Consider the following 15,523-nt stretch of genomic DNA (forward strand, 5'->3'; position numbering starts at 1 on the left):
TTTTCGGATGATTTTTGAATTTTACACCCTATCCCTTGGACATGGATAATTTAACGCACAGCCTGTTCGGCGCGATTTTGGGTCAGGCCGGTCTCAAGAAAAAGACGGGGCTCGCGATGCCCACGCTGATCATCGCCGCCAATTTGCCCGACATTGACGCAAGCTGTGTGGTCTATGGCATCGAAAGTCTGTCGATGCGGCGCGGGATAACCCATGGGCCGCTGGCCATGCTGATATTGCCGATCATCTTGTGGGGCATCATGCTGGGCGTTGATCATTGGCAATCGCGGCGTGGCAAACGGCCTGCGGATCGTCTGCCCATTCATAAAGGCTGGTTGCTGGCCTTGACCTATTTGGGGTGCCTCAGCCATCCGATGCTCGATTGGATGAACAATTATGGCGTCCGTTTGCTGGAGCCATTTTCATCGACATGGTTTTATGGCGACACTTTGTTCATCATCGACCTGTGGATTTGGCTGGTGTTGGGGGGCTTGCTGTGGCGGTCGCTTAAGCAGGAAAAGCGTGGGGATGCACGTTGGCGGCGAACCGCCTTGGGCGGCTTTTTGGCGGTGTGTGCCTATATATTGGGCAATGCACTGATCACACATCATGCAGAGCGCGAAGCGAAAAGCCAGTTGGCGGCGGCGGGTCATGCGGACACGCTGACTGTCGCCAGTCCGCCGCCCATCGCATTTTGGAGGCGCGACATTTTTTGGCGCGATGGCTTGGCTTATGGCAGCGGGACCTATGAATTGGGGCGAGGGTTGATGTTGAATGCGGCCGTTACATCGACGCATATGGATGACCCGCGTCTGGCCCGATGGTTGGCTGGCAATGCGGACGCGCGGGCCTTTTTATTCTGGGCCCGCATGCCGTTGATTGAGGAAGACAGCCCAAATGGCGCCATGGTGTTGCGGGATCAGCGATATCATGATGAACGCGCCAAAACACGCTTTCAAGTGATTTTAGGGGACTAAATTAATATACTGAAATATATTGATAAAAAATAAAATTAACAGGGAGAGGGTGAATGAGAAAATGGATCGCAGCATGGATGCTGGTGGGCAGTAGCATGGCCTTGAACGCATCGCCTGTAATGGCGCAGGCGGCTGACCAGCAAAGTCAAATCGCGCAGCAAGGGGACACAGATATGCCAAAGGATTTGAACGTGTTATTCTGGAGCCAAGTTGTGCGCGATCAGGCGTTTCAGGCGATGGAGCATCTGCCCAACGTCCCGATGAATATCATCAAGGCGGGTGGTACGCCTTATCCGCTGCCGGCTGGCGAGCCGCTAGCGATCAATGTGGATGCCTATATGGCCAACCAGCGCCACGCCGGTTTGATCATCTTGGTTGACGGCAAGGTCAGGTTGGAAAAATATGCCTTGGGCTTTTCGGCGGACAAGCGCTGGACCAGCTTTTCCGTCGCCAAAAGCTTCACGTCGACGCTGGTGGGTGCAGCGGTGAAAGATGGATATATTCGATCGCTGGATGATGATGTGACCCAATATATCCCCGCCCTGAAAGGATCGGCTTATGATGGGGTCAGCGTTCGGCAAGTCCTGACCATGTCGTCGGGCGTGCGCTGGAACGAAGATTATGAGGACCCCAAAAGCGATGTGGCGCAGTTTAATTTGCAGCAAGCCGTAGCGGGGGAGGATGTAACCGTTACCTATATGAAAAAGCTGCCCCGCGCCGCCAAACCGGGAACGGTGTGGAATTATAATACCGGAGAGACGAACTTAATCGGTGTGCTGGTCAGCAGCGCGACCGGAAAAACGCTGGCGGACTATCTGACAGAGAAAGTCTGGAAACCCTATGGCATGGAAATGGATGCTATGTGGATGCTCGGCGCGTCGGGGCATGAGGTAAGCGGTTGCTGTATCTCTGCCAGCCTTCGCGACTATGCGCGCTTGGGGCAATTCACCTTGGGCGGCGGCGTGGCGGGCGGCAAGCAAGTGGTGCCGGACAATTGGTTTTCCGAAGCGGTGACGGGATATTATAATATTGGCGTGCCGGATCGTGGCTATGGCTATCAATGGTGGACCTATGCGGATGGCAGCTATGCGGCGCAGGGTATTTTTGGGCAGGGTATTTTTATTGATCCCAAGCGCAAATTGGTGATCGCCAGCAATGGCAATTGGCCCAAGGCCACGGACCATGAAGGCGTTGGCGAACAGCGCCAGCAATTTTATAAATTTATACAAGCCACATTGGACGCCGAGGCGCGCTAAGCTGCGCGCCGATTTTCCGGCATCCAATATCCGGTATGGGGCAACGAAAAACCCCGCCATCATTGCTGTGGCGGGGTTTTTCATTCTAGATCCGAAAGCTGGAATAGCCGGTTTACATCACCTTGGGCAGGGTGAAACGGGCCGTGCTGTCGAACCCCTCGATCATGCGCGCTGCCACATATTCGCCCACCGCTTCGGGGTTTTTGATGCTGGCGGGGTCTTCGCCGGGATAGGCGCGGGCGCGCATTGCGGTGCGGGTGGCACCAGGGTTTAAAATGGCCGTACGCAATGTAGAAATGTTCCGCATTTCCGCGCCATAGCTGATGATCAGCGTTTCCAGCGCCGCTTTGGACGCCGCATAGGCTCCCCAATAAGCGCGGGGTTCGCTGGCGACGCTGCTGGTCAGCGCCAGCAATTTTCCGGCATCCGAACGGCGCAGCAGGGGATCGAAATTGGCGATCAAGGCCTGCTGGGCGATCAAATTTAGGGTCAGCGTGCGGTTGAATTCCTTGCCGTCAATGGCGGCAACGGGGGTTAATGTGCCCAACATGGCGGCGTTCAGCACCAGCATGTCCAGCTTGTTCCACCGTTCCGCAACCGCAGCGGCCAGTCGTGCAATACTGTCGCCATCGGTTAGGTCCAGCGGCGCGATGGTCGCACTGCCGCCCGCATTGTGGATGCGGTCTTCCAAATCTTCTAACCCGCCAGCGGTACGGGCGGTGATCACAACATGCGCACCGCGTATCGCAAGCGAATAGGCAATGGCTTCACCAATGCCACGGCTTGCGCCGGTGACGAGAGCGATTTGACCCGCCAAATCTTGCGATACCGATGTCATAATGCTTAGACCGTCCGTTCTGCGAGAAGGGAGAAATTGTCCGCGCCGCGTTGATCGTCAAAATCGGTCAAGCGGGTCGGATAGTCGCCGGTGAAACAGGCGTCGCAATATTGCGGCGTGCCCTCATTGCGTCCTGCTTCGCCCAAAGCGCGATACAGGCCGTCGATGGTCAGGAATGACAATGTGTCAGCATGGATGAACTTGGCCATTTCCTCGACCGTCATCTGGGCTGCCAGCAATTTTTCGCGTTCCGGCGTGTCTACGCCATAAAAGCAGCTGTGCGATGTCGGTGGGCTGGCAATTCGCATATGCACTTCGGCGGCGCCCGCGTCGCGCATCATCTGCACAATTTTCAGGCTGGTGGTGCCGCGCACAATGCTGTCGTCAATTAAAACGACCCGCTTGCCCTCGATCAAGGCACGATTGGCGTTATGCTTCAGCTTGACGCCCAAGTGGCGAACCTTGTCGCTGGGCTGAATGAAGGTGCGCCCGATATAGTGCGACCGAATGATGCCCAATTCAAAGGGAATGCCCGATTCCTGCGCATAGCCGATGGCCGCAGGGGTGCCGCTGTCGGGAACGGGAATGACCAGATCAGCATCGACGATATTTTCGCGGGCCAGTTCTGCGCCAATGGCCTTGCGAACCGAATAGACGCTGGTGCCATCAACAATGCTGTCGGGACGCGAGAAATAGACATATTCAAAGATGCACGGACGGGCCGATTGATCTTGGAATGGACGAATGGAGGTTAATTGGCCGTCACGAATGATGACCATTTCACCCGGTTCAACGGACCGGATAAATTCGCCGCCAACCACGTCAAAGGCGACGGTTTCTGACGCCAGCAAATAAGCACCATTCAGCTTGCCCAGCACCAAGGGGCGAATGCCCAAGGGGTCGCGGCAACCAATCATGCCTTCGGCGGTCAAGACGATCAGCGAATAAGCGCCTTCGACCTGCTTTAACGCATCAATCAGACGGTCGAGCAAGGTGCGATAGCTGGATGTCGCGACCAAATGCAAAATGACTTCGGTATCGCTGGTCGATTGGAAAATCGCGCCGCGACGAACCAAGTCTTTGCGCAGGGCGCCAGCATTGGAAATATTGCCATTGTGGGCGATGGAGAAACCACCGGTCGACAATTCCGCGAACAAGGGCTGGACATTGCGCAGCGCCGTTTCGCCTGTGGTCGAATAGCGCACATGACCGATGGCCGATGCGCCTTCCAATTGGCTCATAATATCGTCGCGGTCAAAATTACCGGCGACCTGACCCATGGCACGATGGGTGTCAAAGCCTTCGCCGTCGAAGGCCGTTATACCAGCAGCCTCCTGTCCGCGATGTTGAAGGGCATGAAGGCCCAGCGCGACCACTGCGGCCGCGCCGTCCGCTCCATGAATGCCAAAGACGCCACACTCCTCGCGGAGCTTGTCGTCATCGAAGGGATGAGTCGTTAGCATTATCAATCCAGGGCAGGGGAAGATGTTGGGGGGCATATAGGCATGGCAAATGCAAATGTCTCCCCCCAGAAGGCCGCTTTTTTGCATTTATGTTACCCAATATGTTGCCGTATTGGATGACAGGGACAGAAGATATCGTTTATGGGCCAATTTATGGACGAAAAGCGCGACAATGCAGATCAATTTCTGCCCCGTTTTGATGCGGCTGGTTTGGTAACCGCCATAGTGACAGACGCCGACGACGGCAGTTTGTTGATGGTGGCCCATATGAATCAGCAAGCCATCGACTTGAGTTTTGAAAGCGGGCAGGTGCATTTCTGGTCACGGTCACGCCAAGCCATGTGGCGCAAAGGCGAAACCTCGGGCAACGGGCTGACGCTGGTCGAAATGCTGGTGGATTGTGATCAGGACGCTTTGCTGGTCCGCGTGCGTCCGGCGGGGCCATCGTGTCACACAGGCCGCCTTTCCTGCTTTTACCGCCGGTTGAACGCCGATGGATCGCTGACCTTTGTCGATGCGCCGCCCTGTTCCGATCAGGCTGCACCGCATAGTTGATATGCGCAACGTTGATTCCAGATCAAGGATGCTCGGCCTATGTTTGATCGGCGGGCTGGCCGCATCATTGGCGGTTGCCTCCTGCAGCGACAAGAAATCAGACGAGATGGTTGGTCGCGGCGGCCAGCAATTGGAACAAGCTGCATCGCAGCGCGGGCTGCTCGGCGGCGAACAGGCTGAACCCGTTGGTATTTTTGAACGCCGCAATGGCGACGGGCGCGACCGTATGTGCGTGACGGCAATGCCAAGCTCGGCAAGCGCGGCAAGCCTAGCGCATGAATGGCGCTTTGCCATGGAGCTTCGGGCGAAGGATGGGGGCAGTTGTTTAACGCGTGGCACCTTGCGCCGCGCCGCCAAAGACGGGGGTGATCGGCAAGGGGACGGCGGACCCGATGTGCCGCATCATTGGACGCTTCGGTTCCAAGGGCTGGAAAATTGCGCAATATTGGCGGCGGAGCAGGGCGATCAGCTGATTTTTCCTGCGCATTTTCCTGCAAGTTGCTCTGCTTTATGTGCTGGCCGCGTGGATTTGGCGGGGGCAGAGCTGGATCGGACCAGTTGGTCACAGGATGAAGCGGTCATATTGCGTATGCGACGGGCCGATGGCCGTATGGATATGGCTTGTAAAATCTAGCTACCATTTTGTTATGTCGAAATAATCATGGGCAGCAGGGCTGGGCCTAATGTTTTTTGTATGAAAATTACAGCTGGGCTCTCTATGCGCCTTGACGTTCACGTCAACGGAAACTAATCTGAAATTTATGACCGACGAATACGGCCACGCCCATATCGATACGCCCGACCATTTGGGGCGCGAACAATTTTCGATCACGGATCTCTCGACCGAGTTCGGCGTGACAGCTCGTGCACTTCGCTTTTACGAGGATGAGGGGCTGATTAGCCCGTCTCGTAAGGGTTTGTCACGCATTTATTCCAAACGCGACCGCGCACGGCTGGCATGGATTTTGCGGGCCAAGCGCACAGGCTTTAGTCTGGCCGATATCCGTGAAATGATTGACCTTTATGACGTGGGTGACGGCCGTAAATTGCAACGTCAGGTCACGATTGAAAAATGCGAGCAACGGATAGAGTTGCTACAGCGTCAACGGGACGATATTGACAGTGCTGTAGATGAGCTCACACGATTCATCACAACTGTAAAAATGGCAGACGCGGGCCAGTAAGACCACCAAGCTGATTTGGTGCCTGTCCGGTTCCGCATGCCAATAGCTGGTTTTGCGGAAGGAAGAATTATGCCTGTGTATCGCGCGCCTGTTCAGGATATGTTGTTCCTGCTCAACGATGTGCTGCGGATTGAACAATATGCGGACTTGCCCGGCTTTGCCAACGCAACGCCGGATATGGTCGAAGCGGTTTTAACCGAAGCAGGGAAATTTTGTGAAGAGATACTGTTCCCGCTGAACCAGTCCGGCGACCTAGAGGGGTGCACCCGCCACGCTGATGGGTCTGTCACCACACCCGCCGGTTTCAAAGAGGCGTATCAACAATTTATCGAGGCGGGCTGGACCCAATTGACCCAGCCAGAGGCTTTTGGCGGCCAAGCCATGCCCCATGTGGTGGGTTTTCCGGCCGAAGAATTTCGTATGTCGGCCAACCAAGCTTTTGCCATGTACCCTGGCCTGACGCAGGGCGCGATTTCAGCGATTTTGGTCAAAGGCTCGGCAGAACTTCAGGCGAAATATGTGCCCAAGATGGTGTCCGGTGAATGGGGCGGTACGATGAACCTGACCGAACCGCATTGCGGGACGGATTTGGGCCTGATCCGCACACGCGCTGTGCCCAATGGCGACGGCAGCTATGCGATCAGTGGAACGAAAATCTTTATTTCGTCCGGCGAACATGACCTGACCGAAAATATCATCCATCTGGTGCTGGCCAAAACACCCGATGCCCCCGACAGCGTCAAGGGCATTTCTTTGTTTTTAGTGCCAAAATTTCTTGTAAAGGATGACGGGTCTTTGGGAGAGCGCAATGGCGCGGTCTGCGGTTCAATTGAACATAAGATGGGCATTCACGCCAACAGCACCTGTGTGATGAATTATGATGGCGCGACCGGCTGGATGGTTGGCGATGAAAATAAGGGCCTGGCCGCCATGTTCATCATGATGAACGCTGCGCGCTTGGGCGTGGGGATACAGGGGTTGGCGCAGGCCGAAATCGCGTATCAAAATGCGGTGGAATATGCCAAAGACCGCCGCCAAGGCCGCGCCTTGACCGGCCCGCAAGACCCACAAGAAAAAGCCGACCCATTGATCGTCCATCCCGACGTGCGCCGTATGTTGATGGACGGGAAAGCCACGGTCGAGGGGCTGCGTGCTTTGGCCCTGTGGGGGGCGTTGCAAGTTGATTTGGCGCATATGGCGGCCAGCGAAGAGGATCGGCAAATGGCCGATGATCTGGTCAGTCTGCTGACGCCCGTCATCAAAGGCTATGGCACCGACAAAGGCTATGATGTAGCCACCAACGCGCAACAGGTCTTCGGCGGTCATGGCTATATCGAAGAGCAGGGGATGAGCCAATATGTGCGCGATGCCCGTATCACGATGATTTATGAAGGAGCCAATGGCGTTCAGGCGATGGACCTTGTTGGCCGCAAATTGGCGCAAAATGGTGGCCGTGCCATCCAAGCCTTTTTCGCCATCGTCGATGCGGAATGCGCTGCGGCCAAGTCCAAACCGGCCATCGCCGATTTGGCCGGAAAGCTGGAAAAAGCCAATGGTGAGCTGAAGGCCGCGACCATGTGGTTCATGCAAAATGGCATGGCCAACCCCAATAATATCGGCGCGGGTGCGCATCATTATATGCATATCATGGGCCATGTGGCCTTGGGCCTGATGTGGGTGCGCATGGCTGAAGCATCGCAAAAGGCGCTGGATGATGGGCGCGGCAATGCGGCTTATCATCAGGCGAAGCTGATTACGGCACGTTATTTTGCGGAACGCTTTTTGCCGGACGCTGGTGCGCTGCGACGCAAAATTGAGGCTGGAAGCGAAACGATGATGGCTCTGACGCCAGAGCAATTCCACCTTGCCTGATTGGCTGCCCGCTCATGCTATGCGTGCGGCATGATAATAAAAAAGCCGCCACTTGCATTCACGCAAGTGGCGGCTTTTTCTGTTTATCCTCTTATTCCCTGCAACCGGACGCGCTATTTAACCATTGGACAAAAAACAGGATCTATCGCCGCAGTATACAGGCGGCGTGACGATAATAAGCGGAGGGAACAGCGGCATGGCGGACAAGATATTGCAACCTGTGGTTCAGCAGGGGCGCAATTGCTGGCGTATTGAGCGGGCCGATAGCGCCAAAATGATTGTCGATGCCGCCGACTATTATGCGTTGCTTGAGGGGCTGATGCAAAATGCGCGGGAGCGGATTTTGCTGATCGGCTGGGATTTTGACCCCCGTATCGCCCTGAAACCCACCGCCAGTGGCAAGGCCCAGTCCTTGGGGAAGTTTTTGCTGCGTTTGGCCAAGGATAAACCGAACCGCGATATTGATATTTTGCGCTGGAATTTTGGCGGCTTAAAACAATTTTTTTCCCCCACCATTGTATCAACGGTGCTGCGCTGGAAAATGACCAAATCCATTCGGTTCCGGCTGGATAGCGCGCATCCCTTGGGGTGCAGTCACCATCAAAAAGTGGCGGTGTTTGACGATCATCTGGCCGTGTGCGGCGGTATTGATGTGGCTGACCGGCGCTGGGACACGCCTGAGCATAAGGATGATGATCCCTTGCGGGTCCAGCCCAATGGCAAAGCTTATGAGCCATGGCATGATGTTACCATGTTGCTAGCGGGGCCGATTGGCGGAGCCTTGGCGGATTTGGGCAAAGAGCGTTGGAAACGAGCGACCAAAGAGGAATTGACGCCGCTGCGGCAGGACGGCGAAAATTGGCCCAAGGATTTGACGCCGGACTTTGAGAATGTGGACGTCGCCATATCGCGCACCCGCGCGGAATATGGCGACGTGTCGGAACTGCGGGAGATTGAGCAACTCTATATCGATATGATCATGGCGACCGAAAAATTCCTTTATTTTGAAAATCAATATTTCTCCAGCGGCAAGATAGCGGCGGCCATTGCCGAGCGATTGAACGAAGAAAATCCGCCGGAATTTATCATGGTGATGCCAGAAAAGGGTGACGGCTGGCTGGAGCAAAAGGCCATGGATGGCGCGCGGGTGATGCTGGTGCGCGAAATCGCCAAGTCCAAATATGGCAAGAATTTCCGCATTTATGTTCCTCACACCAAGGGCGGCGCGCCAATCTATGTTCATGCCAAGGTTGCGGTGATGGATGACCGCTTGCTGCGCATCGGGTCGGCCAATTTGAACAATCGGTCTATGGGACTGGATAGCGAATGCGACGTGACCATTGACGCGGCCTTGCCCGCCAACGCGGACACTCCGCCACGTATCAAGGCGCTGCGTGAAAATTTATTGGCCGAGCACTTGCATGTATCCCCCAGCGAAATTTCGCGCCTGTATGGCGAAACAGGCTCGCTCGCAAAGGTGATCGAGACGCTGAGCGGTGATGGAAAAACGCTGGAGTGGCTGGATTTGGAACAGCCCGGGCCCTTGGACGAATTTATTGCCAATAACGAACTGCTGGATCCGACACGGCCCGACGCCGTTTTCGAAGCACCGGGCGAGCATGGCGTAAAAAGCTATTTCCGGCGGCGCTTTGGCCGTCGCTATATGAAATAATACTAGGTTAGAGCGAGGGCGTTGACGCCGCTTTAAGAATAGGGCCGCCGCCATACGGCCCTGTTCGGCCCGCGTTCGCCAGCGACAAGCCCTAGTCCGCCAACGACAAGATATGGCGCGCTTGCTTTAAATGCGGCGCGTCGATCATCTTGCCGTCAATTTGCAGTACGCCTGCGCCCGGGTTGTTGTTGAATGCCTCGACAATGGCGTGGGCGCGTTGCAATTCCTCGGTGCTGGGCGTGAAGGCGGCGTTGATGGGCTCCACTTGGGATGGGTGAATAGCCATCATGCCGGTAAAACCATCCCGCCGCGCCGTTGCGGCATAGCGGGCCAGACCTTCTGCGTCCTTAATCGCTGGGAATACGGTATCAATCGCCGCTGTGCCCGCGCCGTGCGCGGCGAACAGCGTCAAAGAACGCGCCAGTTGATAGGGGGCGGTATAGCTGCCATCTGCTTCGCGGGACGTGGACGCGCCGATGGCGGCGGGCAGGTCTTCGGCGCCCCATGTCAGGCCCAGCAGCCTGTCCTTCACTTCGCGGTAGCTGCCAAGGGTGAAAATGGCCTGCGGCGTCTCGGTCGCGATTGGCAAAATCGCGGGCAAGGATGCATCGGCTGCGCCTTCGCTGCGTAAGATTGTGTCCAATTGCGCGATGCTGGATGCTCCATCGGCTTTGGGCAACATGATGGCATCGGGCCGCGCACCAATGACTGCTGCGACGTCGGCAGCGGTGAAATGGCTATCGAGCGGGTTGACACGGACCAAGGTAAAGGTCTGCCGCTCGCCGGACAGATAATCGGCTATGGCCGCGCGTGCTTTCTCTTTGTTAGACAGGGAAACACTGTCTTCCAAATCCAAAATAATGGCATCGGCTCCAGATGCCGCTGCCTTTTCAAACCGTTCGGGACGATCGCCGGGTACGAACAACAGGCTGCGCAATCTCATGGGGCTTCCTCACTCAGTTCAATTATGATGCATGGCGCTTGATCAGCGCGCTGCGTTCGCTTTGGCAGACGATCTGGCCCCGTTGGTTAATACAACGGTGCAAAAAGGTCACGATGCCCGCATTGGGACGCGACTTGCTTTCTTTCAAGGCGATCACTTCGCTGGTGGCGTAAAGTGTATCGCCCAGAAAAACCGGATGCGGCATGACCAGCTTATCATAACCCAAATTGGCAACCAATGTGCCCAAGGTGGTGTCGCCCACCGACAAGCCGATCATCAGGCTGAATGTAAAGGTTCCGTTGACCAAAATCTGCCCAAATTCTGATGCCTTGGCGGCTTCCACATCCAAGTGCAGTGGCTGGGGATTGTGGGTCATGGTCGAAAATAACAAATTGTCGGTTTCCGTCACGGTGCGCCGAATATCATGTTCGATCATATCGCCAATGGACCATTGGTCAAAGAAACGGCCAGCCATGTTTTTTCCTTTAATCTGTCTCTTCTCTGAACTGCTATGGCATTCAGCCAGCGCTTGGCATGATGTAATGAAGCTTGGCATCAAGCCCAAGCGGTAAATCCAGCAATATTGTGACGAATTGGTCAAATATGCGGGGGCATCAGCTAGACGACCATCAATCGCATTTTGTCGGTAGCTTGCGCCATGGGGATTGCACGGCAGCGCGGGATATCCAAAAATTCTAAATCATTCTGATGCGGTCGGCGTCCGCTTGGCGAACAGGTGACGATAAACGCCAAAGCCGTTGATGAACAAGAGCGCGACATTCTGCATCCCAATGCCGTCGCTATCGTCTTGCAAAAACCCCCAAAGAAGAAGGGACAGGCTGCTGCTGACGAAGATGATAAAGGCGATGCCGGTCCACCGTTCACCCAAATTCATGGCGATCATCAAGGCGGCGACGACACCGCTGATCGCTCCATAATATTGCAATATGTCGAGCATGTCCGGCCCTTCCTTCTATTTTTATTATTCTTTTGCGTCCATTTATGTGGCTATGTCTTGACGCTCAAAGTGCCGCTTTTGCGGCCCTTATTCGTGGTAACGCGGGGCAAGTGGAGAGGCTGCAATGGGGGCGGGGTGAAAGGCAGGCTTTGGGCGATGAAAGGCCATTCAGCTTGATTGACGGCATCGCTGGTTGCAATTCACACCGATGAGCGAAGCAATGACCCACTTGGACCGGCTGGAAGCCGAATCTATTCACATCATGCGCGAAGTGATGGCCGATGCCACCAATCCCGTGATGCTTTACAGCGTTGGTAAAGACAGCGCGGTAATGCTGCATCTGGCGCGTAAGGCTTTTTATCCTTCGCCGCCGCCATTTCCGTTGCTGCACGTCGACACAACATGGAAATTCAAAGCCATGTATGAACTGCGCGACCGTATGGCCCGCGAAAGCGGTATGGAATTGATCGTTTATCAAAATCCCGAAGCCGCCGAGCGGGGCATTAACCCCTTTGACCATGGCCCGCTGCACACCGACATGTGGAAAACCGAAGGGTTGAAGCAGGCGCTCGACAAATATGGTTTTGACGTGGCCTTTGGTGGTGCGCGGCGGGACGAAGAAAAAAGCCGCGCCAAGGAACGTATTTTTTCATTCCGCACCGCCAGCCATGGCTGGGACCCCAAGCAACAACGGCCGGAGTTGTGGAATATTTACAACGCGAAAAAGGCCAAGAGCGAAAGTATCCGCGTGTTTCCGATCAGCAACTGGACGGAATTGGACATTTGGCAATATATCAGCCGAGAAAATATCCCCATCGTGCCGCTCTATTTCGCGGCGCCGCGCCCGACCGTGGAGCGCGACGGCATGTTGCTGATGGTGGATGACGAACGTTTCCCGTTGCATGACGGCGAAGTGCCCGTGGAACGGTCGATCCGTTTCCGCACCTTGGGTTGCTATCCCTTGACCGGCGCGGTGGAAAGTACCGCCAGCAGTTTGTCAGAAGTCATTCAGGAAATGCTGCTGACCACGACCAGCGAACGCCAAGGCCGCGTGATTGATAAGGATGGCGGAGACGCCTCCATGGAAAAGAAAAAGCAAGAGGGTTATTTCTGATGTCGGATCCGGTTTACGTTACCGACGCGCTGATCGCCGAGGATATCGACGCTTATTTGGCGCAGCATGAAAAAAAATCTCTGCTTCGCTTCATCACCTGTGGCAGCGTGGATGATGGAAAATCGACGCTGATTGGCCGCTTGCTATATGACAGCAAGATGATCTTTGAAGATCAATTGGCGGCGCTTGAAGCCGACAGCAAACGTGTCGGCACGCAGGGGCAAGATATTGATTTTGCGTTGCTGGTCGACGGCTTGGCTGCGGAACGCGAGCAGGGCATCACTATCGACGTTGCGTATCGTTTCTTCACCACCGAAAAGCGCAAATTCATTGTGGCGGATACGCCGGGGCATGAACAATATACCCGCAACATGGTGACGGGCGCATCGACGGCCGATCTGGCGATCATCCTGATTGATGCGCGCAAAGGCGTTCTGACCCAGACCCGCCGCCACAGTTTCTTGGCGCATTTGCTGGGCATCAAGCATATCGTGCTGGCCGTCAACAAGATGGACTTGGTGGATTATAGCAAAGAGGTATTTGACCGTATTTGCTTGTCCTATCGCGCCTTTGCCAGCGAAATTGGCATCACCAATTTCCAAGCCATCCCGATTTCCGGCTTCAAGGGCGACAATATTGCTGCTGCGTCGGACAACACCCCTTGGTATCAAGGTCCCGCTCTGATCGAGCATTTGGAAAATGTCGAGGTCGGCACCAGCGCCGATGAAGCGCATCCTTTCCGGATGCCTGTTCAGTGGGTGAACCGTCCGAATTTGGATTTTCGTGGTTTTTCGGGCCAAATCGCCAGTGGTCGTGTCGCCCCGGGTGATGCCGTCCGTATCTTGCCCAGCGGCAAGACCAGCAACATTGCCCGCATCGTCACTTTGGACGGCGATTTGGACGAGGCCAAGGCTGGCCAATCGGTGACGCTGACCTTGGCGGACGAAGTGGACTGTTCGCGCGGGGACGTCATCGCCGTCGCCGATGCCCCGCCAGAGGTGTCCGACCAGTTCGAGGCAACGGTCGTTTGGATGGCGGATGAAGCCATGATCCCTGGCCGTGCCTATTGGTTGAAATTGGGCACACAGACTGTGTCTGTGACTTTGCAAGCGCCGAAATATGAAATCAATGTCAACTCCTTGGAGCATTTGGCGGCCAAGACATTGGAATTGAACAGCATCGGTGTGGTCGCTTTGGCGACGGACAAACCAATTGTGTTCGAACCATATGGCGACAGCCACACATTGGGTGGCTTCATTCTGATCGACAAGATGACCAACGCGACCATCGCGGCGGGCATGTTGCACTTCAGTCTGCGCCGCGCCCAAAATGTGCATTGGCAGGCCACCGATATCAGCCGCGATATGCGGGCCGACCTGAAAAACCAAAAGCCTGCTTTATTGTGGTTCACGGGCCTGTCGGGCAGCGGAAAATCGACCATCGCCAATTTGGTCGAAAAGAAACTGCACCGCATGAACCGCCACAGTTTCTTGTTGGACGGCGACAATGTGCGCCACGGTTTGAACAAGGATCTGGGCTTTACCGAAGCTGACCGTGTGGAAAATATCCGCCGCGTGGGCGAGGTGGCAAAGCTGATGACCGACGCTGGTTTGATCGTCATTACGGCGTTTATTTCGCCGTTCCGTGCGGAACGGGAATTGGTTCGTTCGATGCTCAAGGACGGCGAATTTATCGAAGTCTTTATCGATACCGCACTCGATGTGGCGGAAAGCCGCGATGTGAAGGGCCTCTATAAAAAGGCACGCGAGGGGCAGTTGAAAAACTTCACGGGCATCGACAGCCCCTATGAAGCGCCCGAGGCACCGGAAATCCACATCGACACCGCATCGGAAAGTGCCGAGGCAGCGGCGGATCGGATCATCGATTATGTGCTGGGTCCGGCATGACCGCCATAAGCGACAATGCGCTGGCCAAAAGGCTGGCGCATGAGGCGGGGCAGATTTTGCTATCGCTGCGTGCGGAAGGGGGATTAGCTGGCAAAGCCTTGGGCGATGCGGGGGATGCCGCCGCCAACGCCATGTTGATCCGTGAATTGCAAGCCTTGCGCCCTGATGACGCCATTTTGTCGGAGGAAGAGCAAGACAGCGAAGCGCGTCTGTCCGCCAGCCGAGTGTGGATTATTGACCCGCTGGATGGCACCCGCGAATATAGCGAGGGACGCAGCGATTGGGCCGTGCACGTCGCCTTGGCGGTGGACGGCGTTGCTATGGTCGGCGCGGTGGCCCTGCCATCATTGTCGCAAACCCTGTGCAGCGATGAAGCATGGCCTTTGGCGCCTAGCGTGCCGCCGTTGAAAATGTTGGTCAGCCGCACACGCCCTGCTGCAGAGGCGGTGTTTGTCGCTGAAAAGCTGGGCGCGACATTGCTGCCCATGGGCTCTGCGGGGGCAAAGGCCATGGCGGTGGTGCGCGGCGAGGCGGATATTTATCTGCACACGGGCGGCCAGTTTGAATGGGACAATTGCGCTCCAGTCGCCGTGGCGGCGGCGGCGGGGCTGCATGTCAGCCGTGTCGACGGTTCCCCGTTATATTATAACAACCGCAATAGCTATCTGCCCGATTTGCTGATTTGCCGCAAAGAATATGCCGAGGATGTGGTGAAAATTGCGGCGCAATATAGGGCGTAACCTCAATTTGGCGCATCCATGGATGGGGTGCGGATGATCGGGGG

Annotated in this window: 15 protein-coding genes; 10 read left to right on the forward strand and 5 right to left on the reverse strand. The window is 55.7% G+C overall.

Annotated elements, in window-relative coordinates; translation table 11 throughout:
• Positions 1 to 14 precede the first annotated feature (14 nt).
• Both LKO31_RS00200 and LKO31_RS00205 read left to right on the forward strand, forming a co-directional pair.
• On the forward strand, positions 15 to 977 hold the full coding sequence (locus tag LKO31_RS00200; protein ID WP_227688071.1) for a metal-dependent hydrolase: 963 nt from the start codon (positions 15 to 17) through the stop codon (positions 975 to 977).
• Positions 978 to 1,030: 53 nt separating this feature from the next.
• On the forward strand, positions 1,031 to 2,233 hold the full coding sequence (locus LKO31_RS00205; RefSeq protein ID WP_227688072.1) for a serine hydrolase domain-containing protein: 1,203 nt from the start codon (positions 1,031 to 1,033) through the stop codon (positions 2,231 to 2,233).
• A 112-nt stretch (positions 2,234 to 2,345) separates the two neighbouring features.
• On the opposite strand, the gene LKO31_RS00210 is transcribed toward LKO31_RS00205, so the two are convergent.
• Positions 2,346 to 3,071: an SDR family NAD(P)-dependent oxidoreductase gene (locus LKO31_RS00210; RefSeq protein ID WP_227688073.1), complete on the reverse strand. Its 726-nt coding sequence runs from the start codon at positions 3,069 to 3,071 to the stop codon at positions 2,346 to 2,348.
• Positions 3,072 to 3,076: 5 nt separating this feature from the next.
• Positions 3,077 to 4,534 carry an amidophosphoribosyltransferase gene (gene purF, locus LKO31_RS00215; protein ID WP_227688074.1) on the reverse strand — a complete coding sequence of 486 codons (1,458 nt, stop codon included), beginning with the start codon at positions 4,532 to 4,534 and terminating at the stop codon, positions 3,077 to 3,079.
• A gap of 153 nt (positions 4,535 to 4,687) precedes the next feature.
• On the opposite strand from purF, the gene hisI reads away from it, so the two are divergent.
• From hisI to LKO31_RS00240, 5 genes are all read left to right on the forward strand, one after another.
• Positions 4,688 to 5,089 (forward strand): phosphoribosyl-AMP cyclohydrolase, encoded by a 402-nt coding sequence (gene hisI, locus LKO31_RS00220; RefSeq protein ID WP_227688281.1) that lies wholly within the window; start codon positions 4,688 to 4,690, stop codon positions 5,087 to 5,089.
• Positions 5,090 to 5,117: 28 nt separating this feature from the next.
• Positions 5,118 to 5,723: a hypothetical protein gene (locus LKO31_RS00225; protein WP_227688075.1), complete on the forward strand. Its 606-nt coding sequence runs from the start codon at positions 5,118 to 5,120 to the stop codon at positions 5,721 to 5,723.
• A 127-nt stretch (positions 5,724 to 5,850) separates the two neighbouring features.
• Positions 5,851 to 6,273 carry a MerR family transcriptional regulator gene (locus LKO31_RS00230; RefSeq protein ID WP_227688076.1) on the forward strand — a complete coding sequence of 141 codons (423 nt, stop codon included), beginning with the start codon at positions 5,851 to 5,853 and terminating at the stop codon, positions 6,271 to 6,273.
• A gap of 69 nt (positions 6,274 to 6,342) precedes the next feature.
• Positions 6,343 to 8,145 (forward strand): acyl-CoA dehydrogenase C-terminal domain-containing protein, encoded by a 1,803-nt coding sequence (locus tag LKO31_RS00235; protein ID WP_227688077.1) that lies wholly within the window; start codon positions 6,343 to 6,345, stop codon positions 8,143 to 8,145.
• A 196-nt stretch (positions 8,146 to 8,341) separates the two neighbouring features.
• Positions 8,342 to 9,817 carry a phospholipase D-like domain-containing protein gene (locus tag LKO31_RS00240; RefSeq protein WP_227688078.1) on the forward strand — a complete coding sequence of 492 codons (1,476 nt, stop codon included), beginning with the start codon at positions 8,342 to 8,344 and terminating at the stop codon, positions 9,815 to 9,817.
• A gap of 91 nt (positions 9,818 to 9,908) precedes the next feature.
• Here LKO31_RS00240 and LKO31_RS00245 read toward each other — a convergent pair whose 3' ends face one another.
• The 3 genes from LKO31_RS00245 to LKO31_RS00255 form a co-directional block, all read right to left on the reverse strand.
• On the reverse strand, positions 9,909 to 10,760 hold the full coding sequence (locus LKO31_RS00245; protein WP_227688079.1) for an HpcH/HpaI aldolase/citrate lyase family protein: 852 nt from the start codon (positions 10,758 to 10,760) through the stop codon (positions 9,909 to 9,911).
• 22 nt (positions 10,761 to 10,782) lie between these two features.
• Positions 10,783 to 11,235: a MaoC family dehydratase gene (locus tag LKO31_RS00250; RefSeq protein ID WP_227688080.1), complete on the reverse strand. Its 453-nt coding sequence runs from the start codon at positions 11,233 to 11,235 to the stop codon at positions 10,783 to 10,785.
• Positions 11,236 to 11,460: 225 nt separating this feature from the next.
• Entirely contained in the window at positions 11,461 to 11,718 is a 258-nt protein-coding gene (locus tag LKO31_RS00255; protein WP_227688081.1) for a hypothetical protein, read from the reverse strand.
• A 208-nt stretch (positions 11,719 to 11,926) separates the two neighbouring features.
• Between LKO31_RS00255 and cysD the strand changes: the two genes are divergently transcribed.
• From cysD to LKO31_RS00270, 3 genes are read left to right on the forward strand one after another with little or no spacing between them, the layout of a single operon-like run.
• Positions 11,927 to 12,832, forward strand: a complete 906-nt coding sequence (gene cysD, locus LKO31_RS00260) for a sulfate adenylyltransferase subunit CysD (protein WP_227688082.1) — start codon at positions 11,927 to 11,929, stop codon at positions 12,830 to 12,832.
• Positions 12,832 to 14,739 carry a sulfate adenylyltransferase subunit CysN gene (gene cysN, locus LKO31_RS00265; protein WP_227688083.1) on the forward strand — a complete coding sequence of 636 codons (1,908 nt, stop codon included), beginning with the start codon at positions 12,832 to 12,834 and terminating at the stop codon, positions 14,737 to 14,739. The genes cysD and cysN overlap by 1 nt, the downstream gene beginning before the upstream one ends.
• The gene (locus tag LKO31_RS00270; protein WP_227688084.1) at positions 14,736 to 15,479 is read left to right on the forward strand and encodes a 3'(2'),5'-bisphosphate nucleotidase CysQ; all 744 of its coding nucleotides are present in this window, start codon (positions 14,736 to 14,738) and stop codon (positions 15,477 to 15,479) included. Before cysN ends, LKO31_RS00270 begins: the two co-directional genes overlap by 4 nt.
• The last annotated feature ends 44 nt before the right edge of the window (positions 15,480 to 15,523 follow it).

The organism is Sphingopyxis yananensis (assembly GCF_020687785.1).
GTDB classification, from domain to species: Bacteria; Pseudomonadota; Alphaproteobacteria; order Sphingomonadales; family Sphingomonadaceae; genus Sphingopyxis; species Sphingopyxis yananensis.

Excerpts from the sequence above, each read along its gene's own strand:
- cysN (WP_227688083.1), top strand. The coding sequence starts at position 12,832 with ATGTCGGATCCGGTTTACGTTACCGACGCGCTGATCGCCGAGGATATC.
- cysD (WP_227688082.1), top strand. The coding sequence starts at position 11,927 with ATGAGCGAAGCAATGACCCACTTGGACCGGCTGGAAGCCGAATCTATT.
- LKO31_RS00235 (WP_227688077.1), top strand. The coding sequence starts at position 6,343 with ATGCCTGTGTATCGCGCGCCTGTTCAGGATATGTTGTTCCTGCTCAAC.
- LKO31_RS00240 (WP_227688078.1), top strand. The coding sequence starts at position 8,342 with ATGGCGGACAAGATATTGCAACCTGTGGTTCAGCAGGGGCGCAATTGC.
- purF (WP_227688074.1), bottom strand. The coding sequence starts at position 4,534 with ATGCTAACGACTCATCCCTTCGATGACGACAAGCTCCGCGAGGAGTGT.
- LKO31_RS00250 (WP_227688080.1), bottom strand. The coding sequence starts at position 11,235 with ATGGCTGGCCGTTTCTTTGACCAATGGTCCATTGGCGATATGATCGAA.
- LKO31_RS00205 (WP_227688072.1), top strand. The coding sequence starts at position 1,031 with ATGAGAAAATGGATCGCAGCATGGATGCTGGTGGGCAGTAGCATGGCC.
- LKO31_RS00245 (WP_227688079.1), bottom strand. The coding sequence starts at position 10,760 with ATGAGATTGCGCAGCCTGTTGTTCGTACCCGGCGATCGTCCCGAACGG.
- LKO31_RS00225 (WP_227688075.1), top strand. The coding sequence starts at position 5,118 with ATGCTCGGCCTATGTTTGATCGGCGGGCTGGCCGCATCATTGGCGGTT.
- LKO31_RS00255 (WP_227688081.1), bottom strand. The coding sequence starts at position 11,718 with ATGCTCGACATATTGCAATATTATGGAGCGATCAGCGGTGTCGTCGCC.
- hisI (WP_227688281.1), top strand. The coding sequence starts at position 4,688 with ATGGACGAAAAGCGCGACAATGCAGATCAATTTCTGCCCCGTTTTGAT.
- LKO31_RS00230 (WP_227688076.1), top strand. The coding sequence starts at position 5,851 with ATGACCGACGAATACGGCCACGCCCATATCGATACGCCCGACCATTTG.
- LKO31_RS00210 (WP_227688073.1), bottom strand. The coding sequence starts at position 3,071 with ATGACATCGGTATCGCAAGATTTGGCGGGTCAAATCGCTCTCGTCACC.
- LKO31_RS00270 (WP_227688084.1), top strand. The coding sequence starts at position 14,736 with ATGACCGCCATAAGCGACAATGCGCTGGCCAAAAGGCTGGCGCATGAG.